This is a genomic window from Clostridium sp. (assembly GCF_047777555.1).
In the GTDB taxonomy this organism is placed as follows: domain Bacteria; phylum Bacillota; class Clostridia; order Clostridiales; family Clostridiaceae; genus Clostridium_H.
The window spans coordinates 161734-184544 of sequence record NZ_JBKEEV010000004.1 but is presented as its reverse complement, the minus strand read 5'-3'; the positions used below and the strand labels follow the sequence as shown (position 1 = coordinate 184544).

The window sequence follows — 22811 nt, the reverse complement described above, 5'->3', positions numbered from 1 at the left end:
GGAAATTATGGAGTTTACGCATTTTAATGAGAATGGTAAAGCAAGAATGGTGGACGTAGGAGAAAAAAATGATACTAAGCGTGTTGCTGTTGCAAGAGGTACTGTAAGAATGAATAAAGAAACCTTAATTAAGGTTAAGGAAGGACAGATGAAAAAAGGAGACGTATTAGCAGTTGCTCAAGTAGCTGGAATAATGGGAGCTAAGAGAACGAGTGATGTAATTCCTATGTGCCATAATATACTTATAAATGGAGTAGATTTGAATTTCAAAATAGATGAAGATAATTCAGCTATTAACATAGAGGCAGAAGCGAGAACCACTGGTAAGACAGGGGTGGAAATGGAGGCATTAACAGCAGTTTCTATAGCAGCTTTAACTATTTACGATATGTGTAAAGCCATTGATAAAGGAATGGTTATTGATAATATAAGACTTGTTAAAAAGACAGGTGGCAAATCAGGAGAATTTATAAGGAAAGGGGAGGAAATATAAATGCCAAAGGTATTAGCAGTAAATATTAGTAAGAAAAAGGGAGTTCCAAAGGAAGGAATTCCAGAAGGAAATTTTATAGAGGATTTTGGTATTGAAGGGGATGCTCATGCAGGAAAGTGGCATAGACAAGTTAGTTTACTTGGAATTGAAAGTATTAATAAGATGAAAGAAATGGGAGCAAAAGGTTTAGATGCAGGAAAGTTTGCTGAAAATCTGACCACTGAAGGAATAAATCTATGGAAACTTCCTGTAGGAACTAAGCTTAAAATTGGAGAAACAATTCAAGAAGTTACTCAGATAGGTAAGGAATGTCATAAAGGATGTGCTATTAGAAATTTAGTTGGAGATTGCATAATGCCAAGAGAAGGAATATTTACAAGGGTACTAAAAGGTGGAAAGGTAAGAGTGGGAGATAGCATTGAAATAATTGAAAAGTAGCAGTTTAATTTTTTCTCTATATGTTATAAAATAAAATGTATGTTTAAAAAATGTATATTTCGTATAGAGAAAGGGAGTACTATGAATCTTTTAAGTGCAGAAAATATTTCAAAAAGTTATAGTGAAAAAAAGCTGTTTAATAATATAAGTTTAGGAATTAATGAAGGAGATAAAATAGGACTAATAGGGATAAATGGTACAGGAAAGAGTACACTGCTTAAGGTTATTGCAGGAGTAGAGGAAAGTGATGAGGGAAGGATAATCAAAGGAAACTCTGTAAGAATTGAGTATCTTTCTCAAAATCCATATTTTGATCCCGAAGCTTCAGTTTTAGAGCAAGTCTTTAAAGGAAATTCTCCAATTATGAAAGTCATAAGAGAGTATGAAGAAGCTGTTGAAAGTCCAGAAACATCAAGTGAAAAATTAATGAAACTTACACATAACATGGATGCACTCAACGCTTGGAGCTTAGAAAGTGAAGCAAAATCAGTACTTACACAGCTTGGTATTAAAGAATTTAAAGCAAAGGTAGGAACTTTATCTGGTGGACAGAGAAAAAGAATAGCCTTAGCATCAGCTTTAATAAATCCTTCTGACTTACTGATTTTAGATGAGCCTACAAATCATCTTGATAATGATACTATTGATTGGCTGGAACAGTATCTTAACAAAAGAAAAGGTGCTCTCCTTATGATTACTCATGATAGATATTTTCTAGATAGAGTGGTTAATGAAATCATAGAATTGGACAATGGAAATCTTTATACCTATAAAGGAAACTATAGCATTTTCCTAGAGAAAAAGCTAGAAAGAGAGAGCATAGAAGCAGCTAATGAAAAAAAGAGACAAAGTCTTTTAAAAAAGGAATTAGCATGGATTAAAAGAGGAGCAAAAGCAAGAACTACAAAGCAAAAGGCAAGAATAGAACGCTTTGAAAAGCTAAATGAGCAGGAAGTAAACATATCTAATGAAAAACTTGATATATCAGTTGGCAGCAGTCGTCTTGGCAAGAAGGTAATTGAGCTTCGTCATATAAGCAAAACATTTGGTAATAAGAAATTAATAGATGATTTCAGCTATATTGTTTTGAGAAATGATAGAGTAGGTATAATAGGACCAAATGGCATGGGTAAATCTACGCTTATAAATATATTAAGTGGAAAAATAGAGCCAGACAATGGAGAAATTGAAATAGGAGAAACAGTAAAGATAGGATTATATTCTCAAGAATCTTCAGATATGGATGAAAATTTAAGAGTTATAGAATATATAAAAGAGGCTGCGGAGTTTTTAACAACTGCTGATGGAGATAAGATAACAGCTTCACAAATGCTGGAGAGGTTTTTATTCCCGCCGTCTGCTCAATGGACTCCTATATCTAAGCTTTCAGGTGGAGAAAAAAGAAGATTATATCTATTAAGAGTCTTAATGGAAGCACCAAACGTGCTTTTTCTTGATGAGCCCACCAACGATTTGGACATAGAGACTCTTACAATTTTAGAGGATTATCTTGAAAACTTCCAAGGAGCAGTTATCACTGTATCTCATGATAGATATTTCTTAGATAGAATGGCGGAAAAGATATTTGCTTTTGAAGGAAATGGAAAGATAGTTCAGTATACAGGAAATTATTCTGACTTTAAGGAAAGTGCAGCCTCAAGAATTGAACAAAAAGAAGATAAAGGTAATAAAATTTCAAAGAATGTAAATAAAAATAATTCTCAAAGAAAAAGGGAAAAACCATTAAAATTTTCCTATAAGGAACAAAAAGAGTACGAAGAAATAGATTCTGTAATTGCTGCTCTAGAAGAAAAGATAGAGGAATTGGAAAAGAAAATTGATGAGGCGAGTTCTGATTATGGAACTTTACAGGACTTGTTGAAGGAAAAAGAAGAAGTGGAAAAAGAGTTAGAAGAAAAAATGGAAAGATGGGTTTATTTAAACGAGCTAGCTGAGAAAATTGAAAAGAGTAAGTAAAAGTTTTATATTAATTCTGAATAAAATGATGGATGGCGCAGCCTAGGGAAAACCATACTTTAAAAGGGTAGGTTTTGCCTAGGTTATAAATTTAGGTTATAAATAATAATATAAAATTCAGAAAAGTATGAAAAAAATAAAAGATATAGAAAAAGTTCGAAGAAAAATATATAATACCAATATAAAAATATTTTTAGAATATAAATTATATCTTGCACTGTTCTTGCAGTGTGAAAATAAGAGGATTTTTAAAACCTGATAAAAATACTTCATTATATGAAGCATTTTTTAAGCATTATATTATGAAACTTGGTTTCATAATACGATACAACATCACAAAAAAATATTGAATATGAACTTACTGTTGATTTATAATATGTAAAAATCAGAAATAAAAGAGGAGAATTATATGTATAAAGACATACTACAATCAATTGAAGAAAAGAAAATAATAGCAATACTTAAGGAACTTTCCTTCTCACAAAATATGAAAACTATTGAGACTTTGATTGAAAGCGGAATAACTAATATAGAAATCAGTTTGAGTACTTTGAATGCTCTAGAATATATTAAAGAAGCAGTAAAGGAATTTGATAAGGTAGCTAATATAGGTGCTGGTACGATTAAAAATCAAGAGGATGCAAGAAAAGCTATAGAAGCTGGAGCAAGATTTTTAGTAACACCTAATCTTTCAATAAATGCAATAGAGTATGCTAATACAGAAGGAGTCTTAATTATTCCAGGAGTATTAACCAATACAGAAATAATAACTGCTCAGGACTTAGGATGCAGTATGGTAAAATTATTTCCAGTATCGGCAGTAAGTGAAAAATATATAAAACAGATTAAAGGACCTTTGGATAATGTAAAGATTATGGCTGTAGGCGGCGTAGATATGGAAAATGCAAGTAAATATATTAATCTAGGAGTAAATGCAGTAGGGGTAGGCTCGGCTCTGATAAGAAGAGACTTAATAGAAAAGGGCGACTATGATTCATTGAAAATACATTTTGAAGAATTTAAAAATAAATTGAATATTGGTTAAATGAAAAGTTTTTAGCATTTTAAAAGAAGAACCCTAAATTGGGTTCTTTCATTTTTAAACTATACTTTCAAGATATTCATCGTAAGTCATTCTCTTATCCACAATTCCAGATGGTGAAATAGAAATAATTCTATTTGCTATAGTTTGTATAAATTGATGGTCGTGAGAAGCAAATAAAATATTGCTGTTATAATCACGAAGTCCATTGTTTAAGGCTGTTATGGATTCAAGATCAAGGTGATTTGTAGGTTGATCGAGAATTAGTACATTAGCATTTGTAAGCATCATCTTTGAAAGCATGCATCTTACCTTTTCTCCGCCTGATAGAACTTTAGCTTGCTTTAGAGCCTCTTCACCAGAGAAAAGCATTCTTCCAAGAAAACCTCTTAGGTAACTTTCTGACTTTTCTTCGGAGAATTGACGAAGCCAATCTACTAAAGTTAAATCTACATTATTAAAGAATTCAGAGTTATCTTTAGGGAAGTAAGCAGTAGAAATAGTAATTCCCCATTTATACTTTCCTTCATCTGGTTCCATTTCACCAGTTAGAATTTTAAATAATGTAGTTATGGAAAGCTCATTTCCTATAAATGCAACCTTATCACCTTTGGAGAGCATAAAGCTAACATTGTCTAGAACTTTTTCTCCATCTATGGTTTTAGATAATCCATCTACCATAAGAATATCATTTCCAACTTCTCTATTTGGCTTAAAGCCCACATAAGGATATCTTCTACTAGATGGTTGAATATCATCCAAGGTAATCTTTTCTAAAAGCTTTTTACGTGAAGTAGCTTGTTTTGATTTAGAAGCATTGGCACTAAATCTTGCAATAAAATCTTGTAATTCTTTGATTTTTTCTTCCTTTTTCTTATTCTGATCCTTAGCCATTTGAAGAGCCAATTGGCTTGATTCATACCAAAAGTCATAGTTTCCAACATACAGTTTAATTTTACCAAAATCAACATCAGCCATATGAGTACAAACTTTATTTAAAAAATGCCTATCGTGAGATACAACTATAACAGTACCTTCGAAATTGATTAAAAATTCCTCAAGCCAGTTAATAGACTTTATATCAAGGTGGTTAGTAGGCTCATCTAATATTAATATTCCAGGTTTTCCGAATAGTGCCTGTGCAAGAAGTACTTTAACTTTTTCTGGTCCTGTCAATTCAGAAACTTTTTTATAGTGAAGGTCTGTTCCTATGCCTAATCCTTGAAGCAGTGAAGAAGCTTCAGCTTCAGCTTCCCAACCGTCTAATTCTGCAAATTCACATTCCAGCTCTGAAGCTTTTATTCCATCTTCATCTGTAAAATCAGGCTTTGCGTATAGGGCCTCTTTTTCTTTCATGATCTCATAGAGTCTTGAATTTCCCATTATAACTGTTTCCAAAACTTCATAATCATCATATTGATAATGATCCTGTTTTAAAACAGACATTCTAATTTCATTTGGAATACTTACATCACCTGTATTTGGTTCAATTTCTCCAGATAATATCTTTAAAAATGTACTTTTCCCAGCGCCATTAGCTCCTATGACACCATAGCAGTTGCCAGGAGTAAACTTTAAATTTACATCTTCAAAAAGTTTTCTCTCGCCATATCTTAAGCTTACATTAGTTACTGTGATCACGTCATTACCATCCTTCTACTGTATTTTACAATCATCGCGATATTATACCATAAATTAATGAGTATTGCATCTGTAAAAAATAGTAAGAGAAAGCTTTGTATGATATAATTATATTGAATAATAAAAGCTTAATATAAAGACTTGTAGGATATGTATAAACATAGGGGGAATGAAAATGTTAGATAACAAAAAGGTACTTAGTCTTATTTATGATGATTTCGAGGATTTAGAACTATGGTATCCTATTTTAAGATTAAGAGAAGAAGGAGTAAAAGTTGTTGTTGCAGGAGAAAAAGCTAATGAGAAATATATTGGGAAATATGGAGTTCCTGCATATTCAGATTGTTCTTTTTCAGAGGTAAATGTGGAAGAGTATGATGGTATCTTAATTCCAGGGGGATGGGCACCAGATAAGCTAAGAAGGTTTCCAGAAGTACTAGAAATTGTAGCCAAAATGAATGAACAGAACAAGGTTATAGGGCAAATATGTCATGCTGGATGGGTTTCTATTTCAGCTAAGATTTTAAATAGAAAAAATGTTACTAGCACGCCGGGAATTAAGGATGATATGGAAAATGCAGGAGCAACTTGGCTAGATGAACCTGTAGTTGTAGATGGAAATATAGTTTCAAGTAGACGTCCTATGGATTTGCCAGTTTATATGAAAAAATATATAGAGGTGTTGAGTAAATAAGATAAAAAAGTTAGGTACAGCATTAAGCATACCTAACTTTTTTATTAAGGTTAAAGGGGATTATTATACTTCAATTTATAAAGCGCATTGATTCAAATTGGGAATAATTATATTGTAATAGATAAACTTAAACAATAAGTTTATGCTTTTATTATAAATAAAAATATACATATTGTCAATAATAAATACTAACAAATAATTATTATTGATTTAAAATAATGAATAATATATAATAAAATAAAGAGACTAAATACAACAAGTTTTTTAAAAAGAAAGGAGAAAAAAATATGGAAGAAATGAAAAAGATATTATCTGATATACAATCTGAATTAGCTGATGTTAAAGCTAAATTAAAAGATATAGAACGTAAGGCTTCTAATGGAAACTACACTTATACTGAACAGCGTCACAAAAAATAAAATCTAAGAAAATAGGCTATGTTTAAAAAATTAAAAACATAGCCTTAATTATTGTAAAAAAGTCTTATAAAATATATACATATTAATACGGAAATACTTATAAAGATATATAATTAGCCAAATCTTTTTTGTAAAATCACGTGCCATAATTTAAGTTTTATTGTATAATTAGATATAATGTGCAATTTTACATATAAAATAAAAGAAATGTGTTTTAATAGGGTTATGATTTTATATAATTAAAATGTATACGATAAAAAGTACATAAAAACCATAAGATAGTCAAATGAAAGAAAGGTGAAAAAATGGAAAACAATAATGCTTCATCTAACTTTATAAGAAATATTGTTATGGAGGATTTAAAATCTGGAAAAAGAAAAGAAGTGATTACTCGTTTCCCACCAGAGCCAAATGGTTATCTTCATATTGGTCATGCAAAATCTATAACTTTAAATTTTGAGTTAGCTGATGAGTTCAATGGAAAAACAAATCTAAGATTTGATGATACAAACCCAGTAAAGGAAGATACAGAATATGTAGAATCCATTAAAGAAGACGTTAAATGGCTAGGATTTGAGTGGGATGGACTATATTTTGCTTCAAATTATTTTGAAGAAATGTATAAAAGAGCTCTTCTTTTAATAAAGAAGGGAAAAGCTTATGTATGTGACTTATCACCAGAAGAGATAAAAGAATACAGAGGTACTTTAACTGAACCTGGAAAAGAAAGTCCTTATAGAAACAGAACAGTAGAAGAGAATTTAGAGCTTTTTGAAAGAATGAAAAATGGTGAGTTTAAAGATGGAGAAAAGGTATTAAGAGCTAAAATAAACATGGCATCTCCAAATATAAACATGAGAGATCCTATAATTTATAGAATAGCTCATGCAACTCATCACAATACAGGAGACAAATGGTGTATATATCCAATGTATGATTTTGCCCATCCTCTTGAAGATGCAATCGAAGGAATTACTCATTCAATCTGTACACTAGAATTTGAAGACCATCGCCCTCTTTATGATTGGGTAGTGAGAGAATGTGAGATGGAAAACCAACCTCAACAAATCGAGTTTGCAAGATTGAACTTGACTAATACAGTAATGAGTAAGAGAAAATTAAAGCAGCTTGTAGATGAGGGAATTGTTGATGCTTGGGATGACCCTCGTATGCCTACTATATCAGGCTTAAGAAGAAGGGGATATACTCCAGAAGCTATCAGAAATTTTTGCAGAGCTATTGGGGTGTCAAAGAGCAACAGCTTAGTAGATGTTGCTATGCTAGAGCACTTTATAAGAGAGGATTTAAAAATTAAGGCACCAAGAACTATGGGAGTATTAAGACCAATAAAGGTAGTTATAACTAACTATCCAGAAGGTAAGGTTGAAATGTTAGAAGCTGAAAACAATCAAGATAATCCTGAACTAGGAAAACGTCAAATTCCATTCTCAAGAGAATTGTATATTGATGCTGAAGATTTTATGGAAAATCCTCCAAAGAAGTATTACAGACTATTCCCAGGTAATGAAGTAAGACTAAAGAATGCTTACTTTATTAAATGTAATGAAGTTATAAAAGATGAAAATGGAAACATTAAAGAAATTCACTGTACCTATGATCCAGAAACAAAGAGCGGAACTGGCTTTACTGGAAGAAAGGTTAAAGGTACAATTCATTGGGTTAGCGCACAGCATGCAGTTCCAGCAGAATTTAGATTGTATGATTCCTTAATCTTAGATGAGGAACAGGAAGAAGGAAAAACATTCTTAGATAATATAAATCCAAATTCCTTAGAAATAACTCAAGGATTTGTTGAACCATTTATGAAGAATGCAAAGCCTAATGATAAGTTCCAATTAGTTAGACATGGATATTTCAATGTAGATCCTAAGTATACTACTGAAGACAAACTAGTATTTAATAGAACAGTATCTTTAAAGAGTTCATTCAAAATTCAACAATAATTTTATACCACCTATAAAAATGTACACTCTTAGCGGTTAAGGTTAAGGGTGTATATTTTTTAGTAAAAAGGTGGAGAATGAGAAATTTAAGAGTATAAAAGCCTTGAAATGGGATAAAAATAGTTTTTAGGATTTACTGAGGGGGGCGCTTTTAATGAAGTTAAATATAAATTGCAAAGAAGATAGTTTTTTTGGAACTTTATATTTTAAAGATATTGTAAAATGGCCAGATAGTTTTATTAATCCAGGTAGTATGGGCTTTTATAACTATTTGAACTTTATGCAATGTTATAGCCAAGTGTGTGCTCTTCATGGAAATATCGTTGGAAGCCTTAGGATTAATCATAGGATAGTGGATTTTACGGGAGGAAAGCTATATGTGGAGAAGAACTGGGGAAAGGCTTTTCCGTATTCTTATATTTGGATTCAAGGAAACTGCTTTGAAGATGGAGAGGTATCTCTTTCATGTTCTATAGGTCATGTACCGTTTTTATTCACTAGTTTTACAGGATTCTTAATAGGAATGTACGTAAATGGTGAGTTCTATAAGTTTACCACTATAAATAGAAGCACTATTTCAATTAAATTTGAAGAAAAAAAGCTATTTTTAGAAGCCAGTAATAAAGATTATTTTCTTAAAGTTGAAGTATTAAATAAAGAAGGAACATTTATGGATCTATACGCACCGAGTGATAATAGTATGGTGCCTATAGCAAGAGAAAGCTTACAAGGAAGTCTAATCGTTAATCTTTATAATAAGAAAAAAGATTGTATAATTTTTAAAGGTGAATGCTCCTGTGCTGGTATTGAGCTTTCAGGGGATTATAAAAATTTAGTGTGAAATCACTTTTTATAGATATTTTTAAATTATTGTTTACTTTTCTTATTAATACCTAACTTGTAAAAATAATCTTATGAATTTTGATTATTAAAATGATAATTATAAATAATATATATAGAATGTTTGCTAAGGTTCCAATTATCATAATGATAAGAAATATCATTATGATAATTGTTTAACTGTGATAATTTTAAAATTTTTCAACTTCATAGTTTCATTATATTTTTATATAATACTAGAAAAGCAGGCCTATGCGCCTGCTTTTCTGCTGTTTATAAGTATATTGTATTAGCATAAAAAATAAGAGTTTTCAAATGGATATGAATTTGGCACATTAGTTGCTTCGGAAAATATACATGAATTACGAGAGGAGGAATAAATTAGAACAATGAGCAAAAAGGTAAAATGGAAAGCTAATACAATAGAAGTAGATAAAAAAGCAGAACTATCTTTTTTAAGCAAGGAAGAAATAGGAAGAGTAAAAAAATTTCATGAAAGTTTTCCACAGTATTCAAGAACACCTTTAGTGAGTTTAGATAATTTATCAAAAAAGCTTGGAGTTGGAGGTATATATATAAAAGATGAGTCCTATAGATTTGGACTTAATGCTTTTAAGGTACTTGGAGGCTCCTTTGCAATGTCAAAGTATCTTGCTAAAAGAATAGGAAAAGACATCTCTGAGCTTAGCTTTGAAAAGTTGACATCTGAGGAAGTTAGAAAGGAATTAGGAGAGATTACTTTTGCAACTACAACGGATGGTAATCATGGAAGAGGAGTTGCATGGACTGCAAATCAGTTAAAACAAAAGTCTGTGGTATATATGCCAAAGGGATCATCACAGACAAGGCTTGAAAATATCAGAAAAGAAGGAGCAACTGCTTCCATTTTAGACATGAATTATGATGATGCTGTTAGATTTACTGCCGAGCAGGCTGAAAAGTATGGATGGGTTGTAGTTCAGGATACTGCATGGGAAGGATATGAGGAAATACCAACATGGATAATGCAGGGATATGGGACTATGGCATATGAGGCTCTAGAGCAATTACAGGAATATGGAGTAGAAAGGCCTACACATATATTTATTCAAGCTGGAGTTGGTTCCCTTGCTGGTGCAGTACAGGGATTTTTTGCATCTGTATTTGAGAATAATGTGCCAATAACATTAATTGCTGAAGCAGATGAAGCAGCTTGCTTCTATAAATCAGCTGAAGCAGGGGATGGAAATCCAAGAACAGTTGGTGGGGACATGCCAACTATAATGGCGGGACTTGCATGTGGAGAACCAAATATAATAGGCTGGGAAGTATTGAAATCTTACAGCAGTGTATTTGCAGCATGTCCTGATTGGGTAGCTGCTAGCGGTATGAGGATACTTGGAAATCCACTTAGAGGAGATGAAAGAGTAATTTCTGGTGAATCAGGAGCAGTAACTATTGGATTACTTAATGCTATTCTTACAAGAGAAGAATACTCAGATTTAAGAAGAGAGTTAAAACTTGATGAAAATTCAAAAATATTGCTATTCAGTACAGAAGGAGATACTGATCCTGATAAATATCGTCATATAGTATGGGATGGAGAATACCCATCATATTAATTAGAAAGACATAATATTAAAATATATCATAATAATTTTAGGAAAGAGGGATAAAAATGGATTTTAATAAGATAAAAGCAGCTTCAGAAGCTTATTTACCACAAATGACAAAATTTTTACGTGACCTTATTAGAATTCCAGGAGAAAGTTGTGGAGAAAAAGAGGTCATAAATAGAATTGCAGAAGAGATGAGAGCACTTGATTTTGATAAGGTTGATATAGATCCAATGGGTAATATTCTTGGATTTATGGGAAATGGGGAAAAATTAGTTGCTTTTGATGCACATATAGATACTGTAGGTATTGGAAATATAAGTAACTGGAGCTTTGATCCATATGAAGGATATGAAAATGATGAAGAAATAGGTGGCCGTGGCGCTTCAGACCAATTAGGGGGTATAGTATCAGCAGTATATGGAGCCAAGATAATGAAAGATCTTGAATTGTTAAATGATAAGTACACTGTATTGGTAACAGGAACAATTCAAGAAGAAGACTGTGATGGTCTTTGCTGGGAATATATTATCAAGGAAGATAAGATAAGGCCAGATTTTGTAGTTTCTACAGAACCTACTGATGGCGGTATATGTCGTGGACAACGCGGACGTATGGAAATCCGTGTTGATGTTAAAGGAACTTCTTGTCATGGCTCAGCACCAGAACGTGGAGATAATGCTATTTATAAAATGGCTGATATACTTCAAGACATTCGTGCACTTAATGATAATGATGCTGGTGATGATAAAGAAATTAAAGGATTAGTAAAGATGCTAGATGAAAAATATAATCCTCAATGGAAGGAAGCTCGTTTCTTAGGACGGGGTACCATTGCTACATCAGAAATTTTCTTTACTTCTCCAAGCCGTTGTGCAGTAGCTGATTCATGTTCAATATCTTTAGATCGTCGTATGACAGCTGGTGAAACTTGGGAAAGTTGCTTAGAAGAAATTCGTCAGCTTCCATCTGTTAAAAAATATGGAGCAGTTGTAAGCATGTATAAATATAAGAGACCAAGCTTTACAGGTCTAGTATACCCAATTGAATGTTATTTCCCAACTTGGGTAATTCCAGAAGATCACCCTGTAACAAAAGCATTAAAAGAGACATATGAAAATCTTTATGGAACAACACGTATAGGGGCTAGAGAAACTGAAACAATGAGAAAGGCACGCCCACTAATTGATAAATGGACATTTTCAACTAATGGTGTTTCTATTATGGGACGTAATGGAATTCCATGTATAGGTTTTGGACCTGGAGCTGAAGCACAGGCACATGCTCCAAATGAAAAGACATGGAAAGAAGATTTGGTTAAATGTTCAGCAGTTTATGCAGCACTTCCAACAATATATGTAAATAATTTAAAAAAGTAATAGAAAATAATAAACAGGTTGATGGGGGAGTAGTATATGTTGAATATTGAGAAATTTATAAATAAATTAGATACTCTTGATTTTAAGAATATGTATGAAAATGACTTTTTTCTTACATGGGAAAAAACAGATGATGAACTTGAAGCTGTATTTACAGTAGCAGATGCATTACGTCATTTAAGAGAGAATAACAAGTCTACTCGTATTTTTGATAGTGGGCTTGGAATTTCATTATTCCGTGATAATTCAACTCGTACTCGTTTCAGCTTTGCTAGTGCTTGTAATCTTTTAGGACTTGAGGTTCAAGACTTGGATGAAGGAAAATCACAAATGGCTCATGGGGAAACTGTTCGTGAAACTGCTAACATGATTTCATTTATGGCTGATGTAATTGGAATTCGTGATGATATGTATATAGGAAAAGGTAATGCTTATATGCGTGAAGTGTCAAATGCTGTGAAGGAAGGACATAAGGCTGGTGTTTTAGAACAAAGGCCAACTCTTGTTAATCTTCAATGCGACATTGACCATCCAACTCAAACAATGGCAGATATGCTTTCTATAATTCATCATTTTGGTGGAGTAGAAAATCTTAAGGGTAAAAAGCTAGCTATGACTTGGGCTTACTCACCATCTTATGGAAAACCACTTTCAGTGCCACAAGGTATTATTGGACTTATGACTCGTTTTGGAATGGAAGTTGTACTTGCTCATCCAGAAGGGTATGAAGTAATGCCAGAAGTTGAAGAAATAGCTAAGAAAAATGCAAAAGTTTCAGGCGGAAGCTTTAAAAAGACTAATAGCATGGCAGAAGCTTTTGAAAATGCAGATATAGTATATCCAAAGAGCTGGGCGCCATTTGCAGCTATGGAAAAGAGAACTCAGCTTTATGGAGAAGGAAATTTTGAAGGCATAAATGCTCTTGAAAAGGAACTTCTTGCTCAAAATGCTGAGCATAAGGATTGGGAATGTACAGAGAAATTGATGAAGACAACCAAGAATGGAAAAGCTCTTTATATGCATTGTTTACCTGCAGATATTACAGGAGTTAGCTGCATTAAAGGAGAGGTTGAGGCCTCAGTATTTGATCGCTATAGAGTTCCTCTATACAAGGAAGCTAGCTATAAACCATATATAATTGCTGCTATGATATTCTTAAGCAAGATTAAAAATCCTCAAAAGGTATTAAAAGAGCTTGCAGATAGCCATAGAACAAGAAAGTTTGAATAATATAAGTGCCAATAATTTTTTATAGGGGAGTATAACTATGAAGAAAAGAATAGTAATTGCACTTGGAGGAAATGCACTGGGCAATAATCTTTCTGAGCAGATGAAAGCTGTAAAAGTAACTTCAAAGGCTATTGTGGATCTTATAGAAGAAGGACATGAGGTAGTAGTAGCACATGGCAATGGACCACAGGTAGGCATGATTAACCTTGCTTTTGAAGCTGCAGTTAGGTCAGAAGTCGTTAAGGACAAAATACCTATGTCTGTATGTGTAGCAATGAGTCAAGGGTATATCGGATATGATCTTCAAAATGCATTGAGAGAAGAAATGCTAAATAGGGGGATTAATGTCCCAGTTTCCACCATTATAACTCAAGTTGTTGTAGACAAAAATGACCCAGCATTCAAAAATCCAACAAAGCCTATAGGTTCTTTCTATTCAAAGGAAGAAGCCGAGAAAATGATTAAAAAGGGCTATATAGTAAAAGAAGATGCTGGACGTGGATATAGGAGAGTAGTGGCATCTCCAAAACCAGTTGATATTGTAGAGAAGGAGACTATAAAAGCTTTATTAAATGCAGGACAACTTGTGGTTGCAGTTGGTGGAGGAGGAATCCCAGTAACAAAAGAGGAAAATCATCTAAAAGGAGCAAATGCAGTAGTTGATAAAGATTTTGCAAGTTCCAAACTTGCACAGTTAATAGATGCAGACTTTCTTGTTATACTTACAGCTGTAGAAAAGGTAGCTATTAATTTTGGAAAAGAAAATGAAGTATGGCTGGATGAACTCACAATAGATGAAGCTAAAAGGTATATAGAAGAAGGACATTTTGCTCCAGGTTCTATGCTTCCAAAAGTTGAAGCTGCAATAGAATTTGTAAACTCAGGAAGCAATAGAAAAGCCCTTATTACATTACTTGAAAAAGCAAAGTGTGGAATAGAAGGAAAAACAGGCACAGTTATTAAGTAATATATAGAATTTTTTAAGCATATTATGAAAGAACGTAAATAGATTTATAAAAATTAAGTCTATCTACGTTCTTTTAACTTATTTAGGCATATCAAAATGATAAAATTTATTGTTTTGATAAATGAACTAATAGTCTATATATAGTTAATATTAAGCTTTTAAAAGTCTTGAAGACATTATCAATGTGATAACTCAAAGATAAAGAGATGAATTTAAAATATGCTATATAAAGAAGTTTGTTTAAGTTTTGACTTGGCATTCATATTGCTAATAAAATAATAAAAATATTTTTAATATTTTTAATATTATATAAAGGAGGAATAATTTTGAATGGCAATACCGAAATCGTTAACACAAAAGAAGGATTTCTAGAAAAGTTATTCAAGCTAAAGGATAGTAATACAACTGTGAGGACGGAAATTGTAGCTGGTCTTACTACATTTTTGACTATGGCATACATTATAGCAGTTAATCCATCATTTTTATCAACAACAGGTATGTCTAAGGAAGCTATACTTACAGCTACTTGTCTTTCAGCAGGACTTACAACTATCTTAATGGGGATTTATGCTAATCTACCTTTTGCTTTAGCTTCTGGTATGGGACTTAATGCATTCTTTGCTTTCTCTGTATGTGGTGCCATGAAAGTTCCTTGGCAGATTGCACTAACAGCAGTATTTGCGGAAGGAATAATATTTATTATTCTTTCAGTAACCAACGTTAGAGAATTAGTAGTCAATTCTATCCCGATGACTTTAAAAATAGCTGTTAGTGGAGGAATAGGATTATTTATTGCACTTGTAGGACTTGAAGGAGCTAAAATAGTTGTAAATGAAGATTCTACTTTGGTTACTTTAGGAACCTTTAGAGATCCAAGAGCTGTTATAGCAGTAATCGGTATAGTAATCATAGGAATTTTGGTTCATAAAAAGGTAAAAGGTGCAATGCTCTGGGGAATTCTAGCATGCACTATTTTATCTTGGGTATATGCTCTTATAATTGGACCAGCAAAAGCTGCTGAATTATATGAAATATACTTACCAAGTGGGGTTTTTGCTTTTCACGGCATAGGGCCTATAGCTGGCAAATTAGACTTCTCAGTGTTTACTCATGCTGAAGGAATTTTTACATTCCTATCTGTATTATTAACTTTCTTATTTGTAGATTTCTTTGATACGGTAGGAACATTGGTAGGAGTTGCTTCAAAGGTTAATATGATAGATGAAAATGGAAAAGTGTTAAGGGCAGATAAAGCTTTATTAGTAGATGCTATTGGAACAACCATGGGAGCTTTAATGGGTGTATCTACAGTTACAACTTATGTTGAAAGTTCAGCAGGAGTTGCTGAAGGAGGAAGAACAGGTCTTACAGCTGTAACAACAGGAATATTATTTATCCTTTCTATGTTCTTAGCACCTATATTTATTGCAATTCCAGGCTGTGCAACTGCACCAGCACTTGTAATAGTAGGATTATTTATGATGCAAAACATAACACAAATTGACTTCTATGATTATACACAAGCAATACCAGCTTTCTTAACAATAATATTAATGCCATTAACATACAGCATAGCAACTGGATTAATGTTTGGAGTTATTGCTTATGTTATATTCAACTTACTTGCAAAGAAAACAAGCAATATTTCACCGACGATTTATATTCTTGCATTGATATTCATAATAAAACTGGCAGTTAGTTAAGTAAAAAATAAAAGATTATGGTACTATGATGGTAGTTTGCTCATTTAAGACAGCAGAATGAGTTCCTACAGAGGCTTTATTTAGATGGAGTTTAAGGCTCCATCTAAGTTTTTAATTGGAAAATATCTTATGAGTAAAGGAGAGTATTTATGAATAGGTTAAAATATAATCTTAAAACTGCACTTAGAGACTGCAAAGCAGACCTTGTTCTAAAAAATGCTTTTATCATAAATGTATTTGATGGAAGCATAGATTATGGAAATATAGCTATAAATGGAGATACAATAGTTGGAATTGGAGATTATGAGGGAAATGAAGAAATAGACTGTAGAAACTGTTATATATCTCCAGGATTTATAGATACTCATGTTCACATAGAGTCCTCAAAGGTTACTCCACGGATATTTTCGCATATTTTAATTAAAAAAGGAGTAACTACATGTATAGCTGACCCTCATGAAATAGCTAATGTTCTAGGTGAGGATGGAATAAAGTTTATGATAAAGGATTCTAAAAAAAGTGCTATAGATATATTCTTTATGATGCCATCTTGTGTCCCAGCTGTAGAATTTGAAGATAATGGAGCTGTGCTGAATTCTAAAAGACTAGAAAAGTTCGTAAATAATGAAAAGGTATTAGGACTTGGAGAAGTAATGGATGTGCCAGCTGTTGTGTATGGAAAAGAGGATATGTTAAATAAAATAGCATTATTTAAAGATAAGCATATAGATGGACACTGCCCTAATATAGATGAATACTGGCTGAATGCATATTTAAATGCTGGGATTACCACTGACCATGAATGTACAACTCCAGAAGAAGCTATTAGAAAAGTGAAAAAGGGTATGTATGTTATGCTAAGGCAAGGTTCTGCAGCAAAGAATTTGAAAGATTTATTGCCAGCTATAAACAATAATAACTTTCACAGATTTTTATTCTGCACAGATGACAAGGATATAGTGGACTTGGTAGAGAGGGGATCCATAGATGAATGTATTAGGCTAGCTATAAAAGGTGGAATAGATCCAGTTAAGGCAATTACTATAGCAACTTTAAATGGAGCCCAATGTTTTGGAATTAAAAATAGAGGAGCGGTTGCACCAGGATATAAGGCAGATTTAGTTGTACTAGAAGATTTAAAAGAAGTAAAAATTAAGCTTGTAATTAGAAATGGAAAGGTGTATAGAGAAGAGCTAAAAGAGGACTTTACAGAAACCTTAAGAAATTCTATGAATATAAGTTATATAGATGAAAAAGTTTTTAAAGTAAAAGCTAAATCCAATAAAATAAATGTTATAAAAGTTATTAAAAATTCAATTGAAACAAAGAAATCTATAAGAGAAATAACTATTAAAGATGGATATGTAGATTCAGTAATTTCAAAAGATGCCCTTAAAATAGGCGTGTTTGAGAGACATAAAAATACAGGAAGATATTCTATTGGATTTATAGAAGGATTAAGCTTAAGAAATTGTTCTATAGCTCAAACAATAGCACATGACTCACACAATATTATAGTAGTTGGTGATAATGACAAGGACATGCAACTTGCGGTAAATAGAGTTATTTCTATTGGTGGAGGAATTGTTATAGTATCTAATGGAGAGATTTTAGATGAATTAAGTCTGCCTTTTGGAGGACTTATGACTTCTAAGAAAGTGGACTTTGTTATAAATAAAATAAAAAGCTTAAATAGAATATGCAAAGATTACGGAAATGATGAAGATTTAGATGTATTTTTAACTGTAGGCTTTATGGCACTTCCTGTAATACCAGAAGTAAGGATTACAACAAGAGGACTTTATGATTTTAATAAAAGAGAGTTTATAGATTTATTCTTATAGAAAAAGAGTATCCCGTAAATTATGGGGTACTCTTTTTATTTATGGTTAGAGGACATATAGCTATGATAAACTTCTTTGAAGTCTCACTAAATCGCTGGCAATTTTATGGGCTTCTAATCTGATTTTCTCAGTGTCCATTGTTAGTAGATTGCCATCTTTAACTACGATTTTTCCATTTACTATAGTCATTTTTACAAGGCTAGTATTTCCACAAGTAACTAGTCCAACTAATGGATCATGGCATCCTGCATAGGCTACATCATTAAGATCGAAGAGTACAATATCTGCGGCCATATCCTCTTTTAGTATGCCTATGTCATCTCTTCCTAAAACTTCAGCGCCACCTCTTGTAGCCAATTTTAAAATTTCATAAGCATTTAATCCATCATACCCGTATTTTAGGTGATTTAGAAGGTAAGCCCGTCTTATTTCTTCCCACATATTAGAGCCATCATTAGAAGCACTTCCATCCACAGCAATGCTTAATTTTACTCCAGCTTTTATTAAGTCATTAGTTGGACATATTCCGCTGGAAAGTTTCATATTAGATGAAGGACAATGAGCAACTCCAGAGCCTTTCAACATTTTCATTTCTTCTGAGTTAAGGTGAATTACATGAGCAAACCACACATCTGGACCTGTCCAACCTAAATCCACCATAAGTTCTACTGGTCTTCTTCCATACATATCTAAGCAGAATTGTTCTTCATCCTTGGTTTCAGCAAGATGGGTATGAAGCATTACACCTTTTTTTCTTGCAAGCTCCCTTGATTCAATCATTAATTCTTTAGTTACTGAAAATGGAGAACAAGGGGCAAGAGCAATTCTGTGCATAGCAAATTTACTATTGTCATGATATTTATCTATAAGTCTTTCGGAATCTTCAAGTATTTCATCAGAGCTTTGCACTACTGAATCAGGTGGTAATCCACCTTCGCTTTTTCCGCGAGACATGGAACCGCGGGTTGCATGGAAACGAATTCCTATCTCTGAGGCTGCTCTTATCTGTTCATCTATTAAGGTATTTGGTTGATTTTTAGGAAATACGTAATGATGATCCATAGAAGTAGTACAACCAGTCCTTAATAATTCACTAAAACCTACTAGGGACCCATAGTAAACAGCTTCTGGAGTTATATGTTTCCAGAATTCGTATAATCCCGTAAGCCAAGGAAAGAGAGGCATTTCCTGAACTTCTTGTATTCCTCTAAAAAGAGTTTGATAAAGGTGATGATGGGTGTTTACAAAGCCAGGTAAAGCTAAAAGTCCTGTACAGTCTATTACCTCAGTTCCTTCTTCAACAGGTAGGTTTCTACCTATAGATTTAATCTTTCTACCATCAACTAATATATCTACTTCCTTAAGTATTTCATCTTTATCGTTAAAAGTAACTGCTTGGGAAAGATTCTTTAATAATAAAGACAATTAATTTCACTCCTTTCTTAAACTTGGTTAAAATTTTATGTTAAGCATTTGCGAGCAAATTGAGAGTAAATCTAGAACAGAAAATAGATTAGTAATATGAATTAATTATAATATTGAGAAATATTGAAAACAATTACAACATCATTATTTTACTAAATTGTAAAAAATAAGTCAATATTATAAAATTGATAAATGAATTGGATAATTTTATTACTTTGATAAAAATAGGTCAAAATGTTATAAAACGGTTTATTTTAAATTTGTTAGAATATTTTTTAAAATATATAATTAGAATAAAAAAAGGTGGGATAAAAATGAAAATTGTTAAAATTGAAGAAGCGGTAGGTTCAGTTTTAGGACATGATTTAACCATGATCATTCCAGGAAAGTATAAAGGAGCGGCTTTTAAAAAGGGACATGTCATAAAAGAAGAAGATATAGAAGTTTTAAAAAGCATGGGTAAAAATCATATAAACATAATAGAATTATGTGACGGAAAACTTCATGAGGATGAAGCAGCTAAAAGAATTGGAAAAGCAGCCATTGGAGAAGGAATGTATTTATCAGAGCCGTCAGAAGGAAAAGTTTTGCTTAAATCAAAACATAGAGGCATTATTAAGATAAATTTAGAAAGTTTAAATGCTGTAAACAATATAGATAAAGTCAGTCTTGCTACACGACATAATAACATATTAGTAGAAAAAGATGAAATTATAGGTGCTACTAGAATTATTCCTTTAGTTATAGAAGAAGAAAATATAAAAAAAGTAGAAGATATATGCGAAAACCTCGGCAAAGTAGTTTCTATAAAAGAGTTACAAGCTTTAAAGGTAGGGGTTATTATAACAGGCACAGAAGTGTACGAGGGAAGGATAAAAGATAGATTTGCTCCTATTTTAAAGGAGAAGATTGAATATTACGGAGGAGAATTGTTGGAGATAAAGTATACCCCTGATGATAGAGAAAAGATAGAAGAAGGTATGAGAAATTTAATTAAATCTGGAGCAGATATAGTTCTTGCAACAGGAGGAATGTCCGTAGATGCGGATGATGTAACTCCAATAGCTATAAAAAATGTTTCAGACAAAGTAGTGTCTTATGGGATACCTGCTCTGCCAGGAAATATGCTTATGATTGCTTATTTTAAAGATATACCTATTATTGGAATACCAGCAGGAGCATTATATTGTAAAATTACTTCTTTTGATTTATTATTTCCAAGAATAATGGCAGGAGATATAATACAAAAACAAGATATTACATCATTGGGCCACGGAGGATTTTGCTTGCAGTGCAAGGAATGTATATATCCTAATTGTGCCTTTGGAAAGGCTTAGAATTAAGCTTAAAAGGAGTGAATAATTATTGGCATCTATCTTAAAGAGTATACAAAGACCTGTTATGAAATATGCAAATATAATATCAAAGGTTTTAAAAGTAGAAGTTGAAATAGCTGATAGTGATTTAATGAGGATTGCAGGTACTGGAATATACAAAAATAAAATAAACAGAAGTATGTCTAAAGAAGGATATGTGTATAGAAGTGCTTTAACAACAGGGAGACCGCAGATAATAAATAATCCAGGAAAAGAAGAGCTGTGTCTTCCATGTCCCAAACGAGATATTTGTGAAGAAAAGTTTGAAATGTGTACTCCTATAAAGCTAGGCAGCGAAATAATAGGAGTAATTGGTCTTGTCTGTACTGATGAATTTCAAAAGGAACATTTGTTGAATGATTTTGAAACATCAAAAAGCTTTCTTGAACAAATATCAGATTTTATAAGCATAACTGCTTATGAAGACATAGAGAAATCAAGAGAACAGACTTTATTAAAATCCCTCAATTTTGTAATAGATAAAATGGATGAGGGAATTATAATTCTAAATAAAAACAATAAGGTAACTCAAATAAATAGAAAAGCGGTTAATTTATTAAACTTCGTAGACAGCAGTTTTATAGATGAAGTAAAGCTTCAAGAGTTAGACAGCAGTAGTAAAGGTTCTAAAGAATATAAAGTTATGATAGGAAACCAAGTGTTTTATTTTCAAGGCGATGTTTATCCTATGAATTTAAACGAAAGTTATTTTGATAGACTGTTTATTTTTAGAGAAATTAAAAAAGCAAAATCAAGTGCTGTTCATCATAAGGAAACAAAGGAAAGAATTTATGTAAAGGATATATTAGGAAGTTGTGATACTATAGAAGCCCTAAAAAAGAACATAAAGAAAATTGCTCTATCTTCTTCTACTGTTTTAATTCTAGGTGAGAGCGGAACAGGTAAAGAAATGTTTGCAAGAGCTATACACAACGAGGGCAATAGAAAAAATGAACCATTTATAGCAATTAATTGTGCAGCTATACCAGATGCACTACTAGAAAGTGAACTGTTTGGATATGAAAAAGGAGCTTTTACAGGCGCAAATGCAGGAGGAAGAGTTGGTAAATTTGAACTTGCCAACAAAGGAACTATATTTTTAGATGAAATAGGAGACATGCCTCTGCATCTCCAAACAAAAATACTAAGAGTTCTTCAAGATAAAAGAATTATAAAAGTAGGATCTAATAAAGCTGTGGATATTGATGTTAGAGTAATAGCAGCAACCAATAAAAATTTAATAAAACTCATAGAAGAAAACAAGTTCAGAGAAGATTTATACTACAGACTTAACGTAATTCCTTTCAATATACCTCCCTTAAGAGAAAGAATACAGGATATAAAAATCCTAGTTAACTATTTCATTGATAAGTACACTAAGATGCTAAGCAAAGAATATTCCTCAATAGTCATAGATGAAGAAGTATGGGAAGTTTTTCAACATTATTCCTGGCCGGGAAATGTTAGAGAATTAGAAAATGCCATAGAATTTATGATCAATATGCTTGGTCCAGATGGAAAATTGACTTTAGATACCATACCTCAAAGTATACTCAATAATACCAGAAAGATAAAAGAAAGTGACAAAGATATACATCCATTGAAAGAATTAGAAAAAAGAGAAATCTTAAAGGCTTTAGAAATCTATGGAGGCTCCACTCAAAGTAAAAAAATCATTGCAAAAAAGTTAGGCATAGGTATAGCCACCCTCTATAGAAAACTAGAGGAATATAATATTTATCAAAATGATAACACAGGTAAGAATTAAATAAATGTAATATAAT

At 32.2% G+C, this 22811-nt stretch carries 18 protein-coding genes; 16 read left to right on the top strand and 2 right to left on the bottom strand.

What is annotated here, in order from left to right; translation table 11 throughout:
* The first annotated feature begins 7 nt into the window (after window positions 1-7).
* The 4 genes from moaC to ACFWTK_RS08855 all read left to right on the top strand — a co-directional run bounded on the left by moaC (window position 8) and on the right by ACFWTK_RS08855 (window position 3953).
* Entirely contained in the window at window positions 8-493 is a 486-nt protein-coding gene (gene moaC, locus ACFWTK_RS08870) for a cyclic pyranopterin monophosphate synthase MoaC (RefSeq protein WP_415875655.1), read from the top strand.
* A complete protein-coding gene (locus ACFWTK_RS08865) occupies window positions 494-931 on the top strand; it encodes an MOSC domain-containing protein (protein WP_415875654.1) in 438 nt (145 codons plus the stop codon).
* A gap of 81 nt (window positions 932-1012) precedes the next feature.
* Window positions 1013-2908 (top strand): ABC-F family ATP-binding cassette domain-containing protein, encoded by a 1896-nt coding sequence (locus ACFWTK_RS08860; RefSeq protein WP_415875653.1) that lies wholly within the window; start codon window positions 1013-1015, stop codon window positions 2906-2908.
* Window positions 2909-3317: 409 nt separating this feature from the next.
* On the top strand, window positions 3318-3953 hold the full coding sequence (locus ACFWTK_RS08855; RefSeq protein ID WP_415875652.1) for a bifunctional 4-hydroxy-2-oxoglutarate aldolase/2-dehydro-3-deoxy-phosphogluconate aldolase: 636 nt from the start codon (window positions 3318-3320) through the stop codon (window positions 3951-3953).
* A 54-nt stretch (window positions 3954-4007) separates the two neighbouring features.
* On the opposite strand, the gene ACFWTK_RS08850 is transcribed toward ACFWTK_RS08855, so the two are convergent.
* Entirely contained in the window at window positions 4008-5591 is a 1584-nt protein-coding gene (locus ACFWTK_RS08850; protein WP_415875651.1) for an ABC-F family ATP-binding cassette domain-containing protein, read from the bottom strand.
* Between the two features lie 175 nt (window positions 5592-5766).
* Here ACFWTK_RS08850 and ACFWTK_RS08845 point away from each other — a divergent pair, with 175 nt between their 5' ends.
* The 10 genes from ACFWTK_RS08845 (at window position 5767) to ade (ending at window position 18226) form a co-directional block, all read left to right on the top strand.
* On the top strand, window positions 5767-6285 hold the full coding sequence (locus ACFWTK_RS08845; RefSeq protein WP_415875650.1) for a type 1 glutamine amidotransferase domain-containing protein: 519 nt from the start codon (window positions 5767-5769) through the stop codon (window positions 6283-6285).
* A gap of 287 nt (window positions 6286-6572) precedes the next feature.
* The gene (locus ACFWTK_RS08840) at window positions 6573-6704 is read left to right on the top strand and encodes a hypothetical protein (protein ID WP_415875649.1); all 132 of its coding nucleotides are present in this window, start codon (window positions 6573-6575) and stop codon (window positions 6702-6704) included.
* Window positions 6705-7009: 305 nt separating this feature from the next.
* Complete coding sequence (locus ACFWTK_RS08835) at window positions 7010-8668, top strand: glutamine--tRNA ligase/YqeY domain fusion protein (protein ID WP_415875648.1); 1659 nt, start codon at window positions 7010-7012, stop codon at window positions 8666-8668.
* A 154-nt stretch (window positions 8669-8822) separates the two neighbouring features.
* Entirely contained in the window at window positions 8823-9509 is a 687-nt protein-coding gene (locus tag ACFWTK_RS08830; RefSeq protein WP_415875647.1) for a tocopherol cyclase family protein, read from the top strand.
* Window positions 9510-9897: 388 nt separating this feature from the next.
* Complete coding sequence (dpaL, locus tag ACFWTK_RS08825; protein WP_415875646.1) at window positions 9898-11109, top strand: diaminopropionate ammonia-lyase; 1212 nt, start codon at window positions 9898-9900, stop codon at window positions 11107-11109.
* A gap of 56 nt (window positions 11110-11165) precedes the next feature.
* Window positions 11166-12482, top strand: coding sequence for a YgeY family selenium metabolism-linked hydrolase (locus ACFWTK_RS08820; RefSeq protein ID WP_415875645.1), 1317 nt, complete (start codon window positions 11166-11168; stop codon window positions 12480-12482).
* A gap of 36 nt (window positions 12483-12518) precedes the next feature.
* On the top strand, window positions 12519-13712 hold the full coding sequence (gene ygeW / locus ACFWTK_RS08815; RefSeq protein WP_415875644.1) for a knotted carbamoyltransferase YgeW: 1194 nt from the start codon (window positions 12519-12521) through the stop codon (window positions 13710-13712).
* A 37-nt stretch (window positions 13713-13749) separates the two neighbouring features.
* Window positions 13750-14679, top strand: coding sequence for a carbamate kinase (gene arcC, locus ACFWTK_RS08810; protein ID WP_415875643.1), 930 nt, complete (start codon window positions 13750-13752; stop codon window positions 14677-14679).
* Window positions 14680-15005: 326 nt separating this feature from the next.
* Entirely contained in the window at window positions 15006-16382 is a 1377-nt protein-coding gene (locus ACFWTK_RS08805; protein WP_415875642.1) for an NCS2 family permease, read from the top strand.
* A 149-nt stretch (window positions 16383-16531) separates the two neighbouring features.
* Window positions 16532-18226, top strand: a complete 1695-nt coding sequence (gene ade, locus ACFWTK_RS08800; protein ID WP_415875641.1) for an adenine deaminase — start codon at window positions 16532-16534, stop codon at window positions 18224-18226.
* A gap of 60 nt (window positions 18227-18286) precedes the next feature.
* Here ade and ACFWTK_RS08795 read toward each other — a convergent pair whose 3' ends face one another.
* Complete coding sequence (locus tag ACFWTK_RS08795) at window positions 18287-19651, bottom strand: 8-oxoguanine deaminase (protein ID WP_415875640.1); 1365 nt, start codon at window positions 19649-19651, stop codon at window positions 18287-18289.
* A 314-nt stretch (window positions 19652-19965) separates the two neighbouring features.
* Here ACFWTK_RS08795 and ACFWTK_RS08790 point away from each other — a divergent pair, with 314 nt between their 5' ends.
* Together ACFWTK_RS08790 and ACFWTK_RS08785 are read left to right on the top strand one after the other, a co-directional pair.
* On the top strand, window positions 19966-20988 hold the full coding sequence (locus ACFWTK_RS08790; protein ID WP_415875639.1) for a molybdopterin-binding protein: 1023 nt from the start codon (window positions 19966-19968) through the stop codon (window positions 20986-20988).
* 64 nt (window positions 20989-21052) lie between these two features.
* Window positions 21053-22795, top strand: a complete 1743-nt coding sequence (locus ACFWTK_RS08785) for a sigma-54-dependent Fis family transcriptional regulator (protein WP_415875710.1) — start codon at window positions 21053-21055, stop codon at window positions 22793-22795.
* Window positions 22796-22811: the final 16 nt, after the last annotated feature.

Excerpts from the sequence above, each read along its gene's own strand:
- ACFWTK_RS08865 (WP_415875654.1), top strand. The coding sequence starts at position 494 with ATGCCAAAGGTATTAGCAGTAAATATTAGTAAGAAAAAGGGAGTTCCA.
- arcC (WP_415875643.1), top strand. The coding sequence starts at position 13,750 with ATGAAGAAAAGAATAGTAATTGCACTTGGAGGAAATGCACTGGGCAAT.
- ACFWTK_RS08860 (WP_415875653.1), top strand. The coding sequence starts at position 1,013 with ATGAATCTTTTAAGTGCAGAAAATATTTCAAAAAGTTATAGTGAAAAA.
- ACFWTK_RS08840 (WP_415875649.1), top strand. The coding sequence starts at position 6,573 with ATGGAAGAAATGAAAAAGATATTATCTGATATACAATCTGAATTAGCT.
- ACFWTK_RS08820 (WP_415875645.1), top strand. The coding sequence starts at position 11,166 with ATGGATTTTAATAAGATAAAAGCAGCTTCAGAAGCTTATTTACCACAA.
- dpaL (WP_415875646.1), top strand. The coding sequence starts at position 9,898 with ATGAGCAAAAAGGTAAAATGGAAAGCTAATACAATAGAAGTAGATAAA.
- ade (WP_415875641.1), top strand. The coding sequence starts at position 16,532 with ATGAATAGGTTAAAATATAATCTTAAAACTGCACTTAGAGACTGCAAA.
- ACFWTK_RS08835 (WP_415875648.1), top strand. The coding sequence starts at position 7,010 with ATGGAAAACAATAATGCTTCATCTAACTTTATAAGAAATATTGTTATG.
- moaC (WP_415875655.1), top strand. The coding sequence starts at position 8 with ATGGAGTTTACGCATTTTAATGAGAATGGTAAAGCAAGAATGGTGGAC.
- ACFWTK_RS08790 (WP_415875639.1), top strand. The coding sequence starts at position 19,966 with ATGAAAATTGTTAAAATTGAAGAAGCGGTAGGTTCAGTTTTAGGACAT.
- ACFWTK_RS08830 (WP_415875647.1), top strand. The coding sequence starts at position 8,823 with ATGAAGTTAAATATAAATTGCAAAGAAGATAGTTTTTTTGGAACTTTA.
- ygeW (WP_415875644.1), top strand. The coding sequence starts at position 12,519 with ATGTTGAATATTGAGAAATTTATAAATAAATTAGATACTCTTGATTTT.
- ACFWTK_RS08785 (WP_415875710.1), top strand. The coding sequence starts at position 21,053 with ATGAAATATGCAAATATAATATCAAAGGTTTTAAAAGTAGAAGTTGAA.
- ACFWTK_RS08855 (WP_415875652.1), top strand. The coding sequence starts at position 3,318 with ATGTATAAAGACATACTACAATCAATTGAAGAAAAGAAAATAATAGCA.
- ACFWTK_RS08845 (WP_415875650.1), top strand. The coding sequence starts at position 5,767 with ATGTTAGATAACAAAAAGGTACTTAGTCTTATTTATGATGATTTCGAG.